17 protein-coding genes and 1 tRNA gene are annotated in these 12884 nt (G+C 41.0%); 5 read left to right on the forward strand and 13 right to left on the reverse strand.

Translation table 11 applies throughout. The annotated features are described in order from the left end of the window. Positions 1-2: 2 nt before the first annotated feature. From rfaH to uvrB, 3 genes are all read right to left on the reverse strand, one after another. Entirely contained in the window at positions 3-509 is a 507-nt protein-coding gene (gene rfaH, locus TQ33_RS07130) for a transcription/translation regulatory transformer protein RfaH (protein ID WP_046561441.1), read from the reverse strand. Beyond that, positions 502-1173, reverse strand: coding sequence for an MlaC/ttg2D family ABC transporter substrate-binding protein (locus TQ33_RS07135; protein WP_228640064.1), 672 nt, complete (start codon positions 1171-1173; stop codon positions 502-504). Before TQ33_RS07135 ends, rfaH begins: the two co-directional genes overlap by 8 nt. Before the next feature lie 152 nt (positions 1174-1325). Further along, a complete protein-coding gene (gene uvrB, locus TQ33_RS07140) occupies positions 1326-3314 on the reverse strand; it encodes an excinuclease ABC subunit UvrB (protein ID WP_046561443.1) in 1989 nt (662 codons plus the stop codon). A gap of 124 nt (positions 3315-3438) precedes the next feature. On the opposite strand from uvrB, the gene TQ33_RS07145 reads away from it, so the two are divergent. The 4 genes from TQ33_RS07145 to TQ33_RS07160 all read left to right on the forward strand — a co-directional run bounded on the left by TQ33_RS07145 (position 3439) and on the right by TQ33_RS07160 (position 6254). Continuing rightward, positions 3439-4620 (forward strand): pyridoxal phosphate-dependent aminotransferase, encoded by a 1182-nt coding sequence (locus tag TQ33_RS07145; protein WP_046561444.1) that lies wholly within the window; start codon positions 3439-3441, stop codon positions 4618-4620. Between the two features lie 85 nt (positions 4621-4705). After that, positions 4706-4781 (forward strand) — tRNA-Asn (locus TQ33_RS07150). 80 nt (positions 4782-4861) lie between these two features. After that, the gene (locus TQ33_RS07155; RefSeq protein ID WP_046561445.1) at positions 4862-5626 is read left to right on the forward strand and encodes a hypothetical protein; all 765 of its coding nucleotides are present in this window, start codon (positions 4862-4864) and stop codon (positions 5624-5626) included. A 238-nt stretch (positions 5627-5864) separates the two neighbouring features. Continuing rightward, complete coding sequence (locus TQ33_RS07160; protein WP_046561446.1) at positions 5865-6254, forward strand: helix-turn-helix domain-containing protein; 390 nt, start codon at positions 5865-5867, stop codon at positions 6252-6254. A gap of 94 nt (positions 6255-6348) precedes the next feature. Here TQ33_RS07160 and TQ33_RS07165 read toward each other — a convergent pair whose 3' ends face one another. The 5 genes from TQ33_RS07165 to TQ33_RS12000 all read right to left on the reverse strand — a co-directional run bounded on the left by TQ33_RS07165 (position 6349) and on the right by TQ33_RS12000 (position 8998). Further along, complete coding sequence (locus tag TQ33_RS07165) at positions 6349-6741, reverse strand: hypothetical protein (RefSeq protein WP_046561447.1); 393 nt, start codon at positions 6739-6741, stop codon at positions 6349-6351. A 650-nt stretch (positions 6742-7391) separates the two neighbouring features. Further along, positions 7392-7550 carry a hypothetical protein gene (locus TQ33_RS11995; RefSeq protein WP_169745464.1) on the reverse strand — a complete coding sequence of 53 codons (159 nt, stop codon included), beginning with the start codon at positions 7548-7550 and terminating at the stop codon, positions 7392-7394. Between the two features lie 403 nt (positions 7551-7953). Beyond that, complete coding sequence (locus TQ33_RS07170; protein WP_046561448.1) at positions 7954-8346, reverse strand: hypothetical protein; 393 nt, start codon at positions 8344-8346, stop codon at positions 7954-7956. Next, positions 8240-8836 carry a hypothetical protein gene (locus TQ33_RS11975; RefSeq protein ID WP_144405963.1) on the reverse strand — a complete coding sequence of 199 codons (597 nt, stop codon included), beginning with the start codon at positions 8834-8836 and terminating at the stop codon, positions 8240-8242. The genes TQ33_RS07170 and TQ33_RS11975 overlap by 107 nt, the downstream gene beginning before the upstream one ends. A 3-nt stretch (positions 8837-8839) precedes the next feature. Further along, positions 8840-8998 carry a hypothetical protein gene (locus TQ33_RS12000; RefSeq protein WP_169745465.1) on the reverse strand — a complete coding sequence of 53 codons (159 nt, stop codon included), beginning with the start codon at positions 8996-8998 and terminating at the stop codon, positions 8840-8842. A gap of 224 nt (positions 8999-9222) precedes the next feature. On the opposite strand from TQ33_RS12000, the gene rrtA reads away from it, so the two are divergent. Then, on the forward strand, positions 9223-9846 hold the full coding sequence (rrtA, locus tag TQ33_RS07175) for a rhombosortase (protein ID WP_046561449.1): 624 nt from the start codon (positions 9223-9225) through the stop codon (positions 9844-9846). On the opposite strand, the gene TQ33_RS07180 is transcribed toward rrtA, so the two are convergent. The 5 genes from TQ33_RS07180 to TQ33_RS07200 all read right to left on the reverse strand — a co-directional run bounded on the left by TQ33_RS07180 (position 9839) and on the right by TQ33_RS07200 (position 12781). Further along, positions 9839-10144: a ComEA family DNA-binding protein gene (locus TQ33_RS07180; RefSeq protein WP_046561450.1), complete on the reverse strand. Its 306-nt coding sequence runs from the start codon at positions 10142-10144 to the stop codon at positions 9839-9841. The two genes, rrtA and TQ33_RS07180, sit on opposite strands and share 8 nt — an antisense overlap. A gap of 74 nt (positions 10145-10218) precedes the next feature. Beyond that, positions 10219-10920, reverse strand: coding sequence for an orotidine-5'-phosphate decarboxylase (gene pyrF / locus TQ33_RS07185; RefSeq protein ID WP_046561451.1), 702 nt, complete (start codon positions 10918-10920; stop codon positions 10219-10221). A 17-nt stretch (positions 10921-10937) separates the two neighbouring features. Further along, a complete protein-coding gene (gene lapB, locus TQ33_RS07190) occupies positions 10938-12107 on the reverse strand; it encodes a lipopolysaccharide assembly protein LapB (RefSeq protein ID WP_046561452.1) in 1170 nt (389 codons plus the stop codon). Next, entirely contained in the window at positions 12108-12407 is a 300-nt protein-coding gene (locus TQ33_RS07195) for a LapA family protein (RefSeq protein WP_046561453.1), read from the reverse strand. A gap of 71 nt (positions 12408-12478) precedes the next feature. Then, positions 12479-12781: an integration host factor subunit beta gene (locus tag TQ33_RS07200; protein WP_046561454.1), complete on the reverse strand. Its 303-nt coding sequence runs from the start codon at positions 12779-12781 to the stop codon at positions 12479-12481. Positions 12782-12884 lie beyond the last annotated feature (103 nt).

Raw genomic sequence — 12884 nt, forward strand, 5'->3', positions numbered from 1 at the left:
TGTTATATTTTTTCAAACTCATCGTTTGAGACTTCAAGTACGGTGAGTTTGTCCAACATATTCAATAGAACTATGGAGCGCTGCTCACCATCTGGCATCTTAAATATGCCTTCCAAATCTTTAAAAGGGCCCGTTGTGACTCGTACACGATCACCTTCTTTAGGCGTTGAGTCGACCGCTATTGTGACTAAATCATGATCAATAACTTTCAACTGCTCCAAAAGTTGCTGCGAAACCTTTGCCGGAACACCACCAAAACGTACAAAGTCTCGAACTCCTCGCGTAGAGCGTATCTTTGACCAATACTCGCCAGTTTCTAACAACTCCACAAATAAATACCCTGGAAACATTGCTTCTTCTACCTGCTTACGTTTTCCTCGGACTATTTTTTTTAAAGAAATTATTGGGAAAAAGCTATTAATTGATTGATTTTCAAGGTTTTCTTGTGCCCTTTTCTCTTGATGAGGTTTACATTGCACCAAATACCAGGCGCTTTGCTCGCTACTCATCGCTTGCCACCGCCATTGCTTGATTAATCTCTTTATTTTTTTCTCTAAGCTCAGCAACAACACCTTCAGCACCACTTTTATCGAAGGTGTCTCTAAAAAAGTCTCGCTTCATTTTTACAAAGCTTATGCCTTGGAAACTGAAATCGTATACAGTCCAGTGTTCCTGCTCTTTATAAATCTTTAAATCGATATTGAGTGTTGGGAATGATGAACTCTCAAGGCGCACCCTCAGCCATCCTTTATTACCCTTATCATTAAGTCTTACGCTTTCGACGCTAGCCTTTTGACCTCGGTATTGCTGCAATACCTCAAATAAATAGCGGCGAATAGTATTTTCGTAGGTTTTAATCAGAATATTGGTTTGAGATTCAGTAAGCCGCTTCCAACGTTTAGGACCGAGCATAGCCCTCACAGTATTTTCAGCCGCCCAAACCTTCAGTAATTCCTTATCAACAAAGTGAGCCAAAACGGTAGGCTTCTCAAGTGCTTCTTGGTGATTATCTGAAAGGAATTTATTGATTTTACTAAGCTTTTGGTCAAAGTAAGTCGTAATTTCAGTGTTTGCCGCTGAAATAGAAGGGAGAGAGGTTATTAACAAGAAAAAAATACCAGCTAAAAAATTCGATAATCTATTCATTATTATTGTTTGCTTTCCCAGCTTCATAAAAAACTGCCTCATCATATAAAGGCTTAACTTAATATAAACTTAACTCTTCTACGGCAAATAAATAAAGCTTCAGTATCGAGATATTGCCGAATTTTACCATCTGAGCTGTCACGAACCAATTAATTCACTTGTATTACGTGTTTTGTGATCTATGCAATACTTTCTTCACGAATCTTTTCTATTTGGTCTCGAATTTGAGCTGCTTTTTCAAACTCCAAGTTTTTGGCTAAATCCAACATTTCCTTCTCCAGCTTTTCAATTTGCTCAACGCTATCGGCTAAGCTTTTAACTTCATACCGCCCTTTTCTCTCCGCTACTCGCTTTTTACCTCTGCTGGAACCACCGGTATCCATAACATCACTGATTTTCTTCTTGATTCCTTGCGGGGTAATGCCATGCTCTTTATTAAAAGCTTGTTGAATAGCACGGCGGCGCTCCGTTTCATCTATCGCTTTTTTCATGGAGCCCGTAATACGATCACCATAAAGAATCGCCCTGCCGTTTAAATTTCGAGCTGCTCGGCCAATGGTTTGTATCAATGAACGCTCTGAGCGCAGAAATCCCTCTTTATCAGCATCCAAAATAGCCACTAACGACACTTCAGGCATGTCCAGACCTTCCCGCAGTAGGTTAATACCGACCAAGACATCAAACTCGCCCAAGCGTAAATCTCGTATAATCTCCATACGCTCGACAGTATCAATATCAGAATGTAGGTAACGCACTCGAACACCATGCTCGGCTAAATAATCGGTCAGATCCTCAGACATCTTTTTAGTCAAAGTAGTCACAAGCACCCTTTCATTGATCCCAACGCGCTTATGGATTTCAGACAACAAATCATCCACCTGAGTACCAACAGGGCGAACCTCGATTTCTGGGTCCACCAAACCTGTCGGACGCACCACTTGCTCCACAACCTGTCCAGAATGTTCTTCTTCATAATTGCCAGGCGTTGCCGAGATAAAAAGGGTCTGGGGAACAATCCGCTCAAATTCATCGAACTTGAGCGGTCGGTTATCAAGCGCGGAAGGAAGGCGAAAGCCAAACTCTACCAAGGTTTCTTTGCGTGAGCGGTCACCCTTGTACATGGCACCAATCTGCGACACAGTGACATGCGACTCATCAATGATCATTAACGCATCAGGAGGCAAGTAATCGAGCAGACATGGTGGCGGCTCACCGGGCTCTGCGCCTGATAAATACCGTGAGTAGTTTTCAATACCCGAGCAATACCCTAACTCCTGCATCATCTCTATGTCGAATTTCACGCGTTGCTCTAAGCGCTGAGCTTCCACCAGCTTGTTCATATCATAAAGCTGAGCTAAGCGTTCTTTGAGCTCTGCTTTAATTTGCTCAATTGCGTCTAAAATGGTTTGGCGCGAGGTAACATAGTGACTTTTCGGGAAAATAGTCGCTCGAGTTAAGTTTTTTAAAACCTCACCGGTCAGCGGGTCAAACGTTTGAATGGTTTCGACTTCATCATCAAATAACTCGATACGAATGGCATTCTTGTCTGATTCAGCGGGGTAAATATCGATCAAGTCACCGCGTACACGATAGGTAGCACGCTGCAGCTCCATATCGTTACGGGTATATTGAAGCTCCGCTAACCGTCTTAGTATATAGCGCTGGTCTATGGCGTCACCAACCTTCAGGTGCATCACCATGCTGTGGAAGGCTTTAGGATCACCCAAGCCGTAAATCGCTGAAACCGACGCTACAATAATGGCGTCACGGCGCTCAAGTAAAGCTCTAGTCGCGGACAAGCGCATCTGTTCAATATGCTCATTAATCGACGCGTCTTTCTCAATAAACGTATCCGAAGCTGGTACATAAGCCTCTGGCTGGTAGTAATCATAGTAAGAAACAAAGTATTCGACGGAGTTATTGGGAAAGAAATCCTTCATCTCTCCGTAAAGCTGCGCAGCCAGAGTCTTATTATGGGCCATGATGATAGTCGGTCTACCACTTCTAGCAATGACATTGGCCATGGTATACGTCTTACCTGAACCCGTCACACCGAGTAATGTCTGGTGTGATAGCCCATCATCTAACCCTTCCAACAGGCTCTCAATCGCTTTGGGTTGATCGCCTGCGGGCTGGAACTGGGACTTTAAATCGAATACTTGGCTCATAAACTTATATCTTTTGGTTACTTTCGTTAACTTCCTGCCGCCAGAACTGCTTGGGTAGCGATATAACTTGGAGTATGATTGACGCTTATTGTCTCATACTTTGCAAAAAAATCGAGGGATCACGGTGACAATCGAATTATCCAAAAGAGTACAGTTAATTCAGCCTTCTCCGACGTTGGCTGTAGCAGCGAAAGCAAAAGAACTAAAAGCCCAAGGCCGCGATATTGTGGGCTTGGGAACTGGTGAACCCGACTTTGATACGCCAGACCACATCAAGCAAGCCGCCATAGCAGCAATCAATGAAGGCGCTACAAAATATACAGCCGTTGACGGTACGCCTGAGCTTAAAGAAGCGGTGATTAATAAATTCAAGAGAGACAATGGCCTTAGTTATGAGCCAAACCAAATTTTAGTCTCTTCCGGCGGTAAGCAAAGTTTCTATAACTTGTGCCAGGCTTTGCTAAATCCTGGCGATGAAGTGATTATCCCTGCGCCATATTGGGTTTCCTATCCAGACATGACGTTATTGGCAGAAGCTCAACCCGTGATCATTAAAACCACTATTGAGCAACACCTAAAAATAACACCCGAGCAACTTAAAGAGGCTATCACAGAGCATACACGCCTATTTGTTATCAATAGCCCAAGCAACCCGACTGGCGTGGCTTATTCCAAAGATGAATTGAAAGCTTTAGGTGAGGTTCTTAAAGAGCATCCGGAGATAGTCATTGCTACTGACGATATGTACGAGCACATTCTTTGGGAAGAAGGGTCATTTACCAATATCCTAAATGCTTGCCCAGAACTGTATGATCGCACCATAGTCCTCAATGGCGTTTCAAAAGCCTACTCCATGACGGGATGGCGCATTGGTTATGCGGGAGGCCCAGCAAACCTCATCGCAGCAATGAAAAAAATTCAATCTCAAAGCACGTCTAATCCAGCAGCGCCAAGCCAAGCAGCAGCCACTGAAGCCCTCAATGGTGACCAAAGCTGTATTAAGCCGATGCTTGAGGCTTTCAAGAAACGTCATGACTATTTGCTAAAAGAGTTGAATGCTATTGATGGCATTACCTGTCTACCAAGCGATGGTACTTTCTATGCATTTCCGAATGTTCAGGGCTTAATCGATAAACACGGTTGTGAGTCTGACCTCGATTTGGCTGAGCTACTCATTGAAAAAGTAGATTTAGCTTTAGTTCCAGGCTCAGCATTCGGGGCGCCCGGTCATATGCGCCTATCCTATGCCGCCAGTATGGAAACACTTGAAAAAGCGATTGAACGGCTCAAAAAAGTAGCAAATTAAATTTTTTTTCACCTAAGGTGTTGACCAAGGGGCGAAATATGTCTATTATCTCGCCCCGTTCAGCACACAACGTTGAACACACAATTCCCCCTTAGTTCAGTCGGTAGAACGGTGGACTGTTAATCCATATGTCGCTGGTTCGAATCCAGCAGGGGGAGCCATATTTTAAAGGCCTTGCAGCGATGCGAGGCCTTTTTTGTGTTTAAATATAATTGATATAACACTAAAGGGATTTTTTGCCATGACACGTATACCCGCTTTATTATTTGTCGCCCTACTTTCACTACTTGCTTGCCAAGATAACCCAACTAAAAAGAAAGATATCAGTTTCTACAATCTGCTAGGGGACGTTAAATCAGTCCATCATGTTTTCGACTATAGTAAACTCGACGACCAGAGCAATATATTCGCAAATCAATCAAGGCGCACAGTCTTTAATGAGCAAGGTATGTTAACTGAAATGGTTAGTCACTATGTTGACCAAACCCATCCAGAAGCGGATCCTACAGTAATTGAAAGCCAATACCTTTACGATGACAATCATAGGCTCATTACGCAATACGAGAAACTAGATAGCGAACATCCTAGCGTTATCAGCTTTTTATATAAAGACGCAGAAGTTCTACCCTACGCCTCAACAATGTATGGTGGCAGCCAAAAACAGATGACCAGCCTAAAATTTGATGAACGCGGTAATTTAATCTCTGCAATCACCATTTCAAACGATACTCAAGCCAAGTCTGAATACTACGCAACATATAATTCAGACGATCAACTCGTAGAAACGAAGCGTTTATACGGGGATACTTACCACTCGTCCACAACGAAGGTATATAACTCTGAAAACTGGGTTAAGTCAGAAACTCATAATGTCAACGATGACAAGTCAGTATTAACTTATGAATACCTCAAAACTGACTCGCAGGGTAACTGGGTAGAAAGGAAATATAGTGAGTCAGGCAAAAGCGGTTATGTGATTGAAAAACGTACGATAAATTATTTTTAAACAAAAAAAAGCCGAGAAATGATTCTCGGCCAAATCCCACCATATAGCTGAAGGAAAACTGTATCAGATTGTATCTGATTTCACTTTAATCTTAGTAGTTTATGAATTTTTTCAAGTTTGCTTTATTTGTCAGCAAGACTGTGATAAAACTAACTTACTGGATTAAAGTACATCTTGGATATATATTAATGCATTAATGCATTGAAATCAAGTCAAAATTGCATTGTTGGAATACAATATGAGCGAAATAATTGATCAACTTAAGCAACTTATGAATAATTTTGGTGAAACTGATTATTCAATGCAGCGCAAATCTAATATTAGTCAATCTACTATCTATAGGATTCTTGAGCGCAAGACTACTGATCCTGGAGTCCATAAGATTGACACACTTGCTAGAGCCTTAGGTTTTAGGTTATCACTAGTCCCTGTTAATGAAACTACCAGTCAGATTGATTACTCTTCTGAGGTCGATACATTGAAGCGTATCATCACTCTAGTTGAGTCTTTAGCGAATGCTCGAGGAATTGAGCTAACCCCTGAAGAAAAAGCAGAAATGATTCTTTCAAATTACCGCGCTAATAGCTCCAAAGAAGAGCTAGGTATGCGCATAGTTAATTTGAAGTAACGTTTTAGAGTTATTAAGAAGACTCTGTAAACACAATAAAAAAGATACAATTAAAAAAATAGCGCCCAATGGCGCTATTTTTGTGTCTGCGAGGCTAAATCCTACTCAGGGTACTGCTACCTTGAATTCCTTTGGTTTGCGCCTGTACTGGCCGCAAGAACCCCCTTGATTGGATTATTTTTCGATTCTTCCGCTCAAACTCTTCAAGTTTCTGATTCCAAACCAGTATTTCTCTGAGCTTATCTTTTTCAGTTAGGTTGCTGGTCTCGATTTGAGAGTACTCTTGCAATAATCGCAACGCTTTAATATCTGCTCTGCGATAAGCAGACAGATCGACAACGTTCTCTTCGTTTTCGAAGAGGGCTTGTTCCGAAGCAACTTCAAAAGACTCTGCGTTTTTGTTTCGATATGCCTTTAGTATCAGCCAAAACAGCATCGCTGCGAACGCTGCTAACACTAAACCGTAGGCCAAAAATAGTAATGCCATTCAGTTCTCTTCCTACCAAATAAACCAACTGTTTCAATGCGGGTGTTAACAGCATCAAAACAATACAAACGTTCACGGCTTGCAAAGCATAGCCCTGAATATTCCCTATAAAATCAAACTCTGTGAAGTGTCGCTCGATATACCGCCCTAAACTAAATGAAATAGCAACAATAGTGAGCACACAAACAGCAAATTCTTCTTTAAGTACATGGCGACTGATCACTGCTCTCGTCGCGACATAAGCCAGTATTAGAATGTCTGTAATCATCCATGTGATGTACCAAATATAAATTGCAATCTCATGCGATCTTAATGCAGGACTAATTACCCAGTTTAAGAATTGTACTAATACTAAAAAAACGCAAAAACTAACCAAGCGTCTCTCTTTAGTCACAAGTAAGTGCAATAAAAGGCAACCCACTAAAGATAACGTAAATATATCTTTTAGTGGTTGCCAAAGATTGAGCTCTAAGACAAAGTTAAACAATCGAATTAAATCCCCTTCTTACTTGTTTACTCGTTCCAGCCAATGGCCAGGAGTAATTAACCTTCCGTGATTCGCCTTAGAGGATTTGCTTAACCCCATCTCGATATTTAAGATGACTGGATAAACAGCTATGTCATCTCAGTGAATTGCTTTTCAGCAAAGACTAATCACGTTTCTCTTCGGTAGGGTCCTCTTCAGGTTCTCCGCCACCATTACCAGTATAAACCTCTAGCACCGTTTCTCTCGGCTCAAACAAAGGTTGTTGAATTTCTTGAGGCTGTACCATAGATAAATAGCAGATCATTGCGATAGATTCAAACATAATTAAATTCCTCTAACAGTAGTGATTGATAAAAAAATGATTATAAATAAAGTTAATGAATGGAAAGCAGACGAAGTCTCCGCCAAAGAATTGCCATAACTTGTTGTCTTTAAACGATATTATTATTAACAAGAGCAAGCGCCATGGTCTTTCTGTATAAATATTAATCAATATAATTGAATCAAAACGTGATGTAAATTTTACATTTCATAAAAATATATAATAAAAAAATGCAAAGCAAATATTAGACTAAACCCTTGATAACCAAAGCATTTTTGCATCACTATTAATGCATAATTGCCTCAAGGGTGACTTAGGTTGGTGATATTGAAACACTAGGGACAGGAAACTTAGAGTTTAAGCGCCACCAACATGGCGCTTAAATTGTGCTAGATAAATACTATTAAATTCGCGTAAGTGGTGTGACTGAGCTTGATGGGGTGCTTGACTGAACAGGTCGTAAAAAACCTCGCGATTGTATAATTTTACGGTTGTTACGCTCAAACTCTTCCAACTTTTGATTCCACACCAGTATTTCTCTCAGTTTATCTTTTTCAGTGAGGTTACTCGTTTCTATTTGTGAGTACTCTTGCAGTAAGCGCAAAGCTTTAATGTCTGCTCTGCGGAAAGCAGACAGATCAATAACTTTCTCTTCATTTCCAAAGAGTTGACTATCAGAGCTACCTAAATCAAAGGACTCTGTGCTTTTGTTTCGATAAGCCCTTAGAATCAGCCAAAACAGCATTGCTGCGAACGCTGCTAACACTAAACCGTAGGCCAAAAATAGTAATGCCATTGAGGTGTTTCCCTGCTAATAATACTAATTGTTTAAGTATGGGCGCAGCTAAAACTATTATTATGCATATATTAACTGCTGGAATTGCGTAAGCCTGTAACCCTTTAATTAAACTAAACTCGGTAAAATGTCTTTCAATAAAACGTCCAAGGTAAAATGCTATTGCTATAACGGTAAAAATACTGACAGCTAACTCTTCTTTTAAAACCTTTTTAGTTGTAACAGCTTTATAACCAACATAAAGAAGGATTAATATATCGGTAGCCATCAACGTTACATACCATAAGAACTTGCCGTAGTTATGTTCCATCAACCAAGGCACTAACTGCCAGTTTGCAAACTGGACAATGACCATAAACATGCAAAAACTCACCAAGCGTTTTTGCTTGGTGAGAATCAAGTGCAGAAATAAACAGCCTATTAAAGATAATGTAAAAACATTAGATATAAAGCCGTTCAAGTCCAATTCATTAACGAAATTTACAATCAAATACTAATCTCTCTTTGTTTTATCGGGATCCTCTTCAGGCTCTCCACCCGTCCCGCCTGTGTATACTTCAAGTGCAACTTCCTTGGGATCAAACAAAGGTTGTTGGATTTCTTGAGGCTGTACCATAGATAAATAGCAGATCATTGCGATAGATTCAAACATAATTAAATTCCTCTAACAGTAGTTATTAATAATAAAATAGGATATAAAACAAAATAAATAATGGATAACGAAATACGCATCCGCCGAGAAGTTACCATAACTAATTGTTTTTAAACGATATTATTATTGTAAAGAACCAGTGTTATGGGTTTTCTTGTATAAATATTAATCAATATAGGTTAATAAAAACGTGATGTAAATTTTACATTTGATAAATATTACTTATGTTTAACACTTTGAAAAAATATGCTATCCCTTTGATTTTAAGTCATATTTGCATTATTCTCATATTTGCATTACCCAAGCCAGATTTATGGATGGCTTATGACCGTAGAGCGATCAGTGATGGAGAACTGTGGCGCTTTCTCACTCCGAACTTTGTTCACCTAGGCGTATGGCACACAACCCTTAACTTAGCTGGTTTATGGTTCACTATGTTGCTATTCATAAACTTACTAAAGAATATCGATTGGCTGGCTTGGTTTGCAATTCTATTTGTTGGGAATATTGTTGGCCTGCACTTGTGGGTCCCCTCTCTTGACCATTACGTCGGTATGTCTGGTGCACTTTACGGTCTAATCGCAGCAGCGGCTATCGCAGAGTTTAGACTTGGTGTCAAACTCAGCGGCCTTCTACTACTCATTGTAGGGCTTAAAATATTTATGCCGCAACTAGTGGGCGTGGAAACAAGTTATAACGAATGGCTCGGCGGCAATGTTATCGAGGAAGCCCATATTATAGGATTCATACAAGGGCTTATTCTAGGCTTAATCTGGCCTAAGAGTCGACTGAGTGAACCCAAATCGCTCAAGGCCCGATCTAGTATGAAAGTAGAAGGTACTAAATAGTGAGCTTGGCTCGATTCTTTTGTAACGTTTTAGAGCCAATACCTTTTACTGCTGTTAACTCATCGATGGACTTGAAAGGCCCAAACTTTTTACGGTACTCAATAATCGCCTCAGCCTTTTTTAAGCCAACACCTTTCATTACGGCCGCTAGCTGACTAGTCGTCGCTGTGTTTATGTTGACTTGTGAAAGCTTTTGTTGGCTTTGGGTTGTGGAAGGTCTTTCTACTTTATCTTTAGCTTGTACGGCTTGACCCAAGAAGCAAGTTAGTACCATTGCGAGAGTTGCAAACAACTTCATGAATAATCTCCTTATTAATTTCCCTATACGGCATCATTGCCGGCAGAAAGGAGATTAAATCATGACAATATCAGTTACAAGTGGCTTACGAGAGAATCAGAAATATCGCACAAAGCTTGGTAGGGATCTGGAGCTTGTGTGATCGGTCGCCCTATCACTAGAAAATCGGAACCGGCTTCTAGCGCCTGCTGAGGAGTCATAATTCTGCTCTGATCTCCCTTGTCGCTTCCTGCTGGGCGAATACCTGGCGTTACGAGCTGGAAATCTTTACCGCACTGTTGCTTAAGCTGCTTGGCTTCCCAGGACGAACATACCACACCATCAAGACCAGACTCTTGCGTGATTTGAGCAAGGTGACTCACTTGCTCAGCGAGGTTTCGCTGATATCCTAGCTCGCTAAACACTTGGGCATTCATACTGGTTAGCATGGTGACAGCAATGAGTAGCGGTGGATTGTCCGTTTCATGAAGCGCTTGTTTCGCTTTCACCATCATTTCGCGACCACCAGAAGCGTGGACATTAATCATCCACACACCTAAAGCGGCAGCAGCCTTACAAGCTTTTGCAACTGTATTGGGTATATCATGAAATTTTAAGTCTAAAAACACATTGTAGCCTTTGCCAACCAGCTCCTTCACAAAGCCTGGGCCAAACAAGGTAAACATCTCTTTACCGACTTTTAAGCCACACAGTTTTGGGTTCAATTGTTCAACTAATGCTAATGCTTTATTTTTATCGTTGTAGTCAAGAGCAACTAAGATCTTTGGTTCAGACATACTTTACCTATCTAACGTTATTCGCCTTCTATGCCTTTTATCGGCTTTACCGAGCTCCACTCTTTACAACTCGGACACTGCCAATAAATGGCTTTTGTTTCGAACCCACAATTATGGCATGCATAACGAGGTTTTTTAGAAATCAGCTTTTCGACAATATCATCAAGTAGCTGTAAACTCGGTTTCGCAGAATCTTGAGCATGCTCAATGTGAAGCGTAATGAGCCTTTGCAAGCCCTTTAATGAAGGACGTTCCTTCAAAAAATTGCCAATCAGTTCTGCCGCTGCACGATCATCTTTCTCAGCTTGTATAATTTTGGAAAGTTCCACCAACACAGACACTCCAGCTCCAGCGTCTAAGCTTTTATTCAGAAAGCTCCGGTAACCTGAATTGTCTTTAATGTTGCTATAAGCTTCAGCAATATTGGGAAGCGCTTCAGGTAGAAAAGCGATGTCTTGCTGCAAGATTCGTTGATATGACTTTATCGCCTGCTTGTAACTTTTTTGCTGTAAATGAATATCGCCTTGCAACAAGCTAGCTCTGACAGAGTCAGGATTGATGGTTAATGCTTTTTTGACGTTTGATAATGCCGCTTTAATATCGCCGTCTTGTCGCTTCTGGGCAGCAAGTTCACAATAAAAGTGTGCAATTGGCTTGCTTTGCTCAACGCCTAGACTGGACTGTAGTTCCTCAGCAATTTTGGTAGCATCATCCCAGTCACGGGTTAACTGATGAATATTAAGCAGCTGAACCAGCGACTCATTTTTATGGACAGGATCGCTTAACAGCTCTTTAAAAAGCTTTTCTGAGCGGTCATACATCCCAACAGCATTGTAATCTAACCCTAACTGAAACAAGGCAGAGTTACGATCCCTTGATGATAACTGTGGGCGGGCAATAAGGTTCTGGTGCAACCGAATAGAACGGTCGACTTCACCACGTTTTCTGAATAAATTCCCGAGCGCTAAATGCGTCTCTACGGTATCCGTGTCAACTTTGAGCAAGTCTATAAACGTATCAACCGCTTTGTCAGGTTGCTCATTGAGTAGGTAGTTTAAGCCTTTAATATAGTCACTGGATAAACGATTATCCTGCTTGCCTTTTCGGTGCTTACGGCCCATCAAAAAACCAGACAAGGCAGCAAGGGGTAATAACGCTAAGACCCCATACAGTAACCACTGATTCATCTAAAATGGATCCTTAGCTGATACTGATTGCTGACGTAACTGATGAAGCTCTTTTTCGACTTTGTTGAGTTGCTTTTTAGCTCGATTAAGACGGTGGCGATACTTATAGAGCGCAAACGCCATCCCTAAAACGCCTAATACCAGACCGCAAAGCCCAGCCCAAAACACAACTAAAGAAAGTGGTAGCTCGGTTGAGCCAAAGAGGTAGTCGACAGTCGTGACCTGATCATTATTTAAAGCAAACACAGTGCTCATGACCAACACAACCACAAAAAGTAAAATGGCAATTATCTTACGCACACTCGCTCCAAGCTGTTCGTTTCGACTATTCGTACCCTTTCAAGTGTACAAACAGCATCTAGAGTGGATTTCTAAGGCTTAATAGGTTCATCTTTGCCTGCATCAACCCTTTCGCGCAATTCCTTGCCAGGTTTGAAATGCGGGACATGCTTACCATGCAGTGTCACTGATTCACCAGTTTTAGGATTTCTTCCAACGCGAGGTGCGCGATAGTGAAGCGAGAAGCTTCCAAAGCCACGAATTTCGATTCGACCACCATCAGATAAAGTCTCAGACATTTGGTCAATTAAAGACTTTACTACTAGCTCAACATCACGAACCGACAATTGAGGGTTTTTATCCACTAGACACTCAATCAATTGCGATTTTGTCATTGGTCTAGACCTCCATTTAATTGAATACCCAATAGTATGGGGTATTTCAAAGTAAAAATCACCTAACTATTTTAATTATATGGTATTTTTTACAAATTACCAA

Source organism: Kangiella geojedonensis, from assembly GCF_000981765.1.
GTDB lineage: Bacteria > Pseudomonadota > Gammaproteobacteria > Enterobacterales > Kangiellaceae > Kangiella > Kangiella geojedonensis.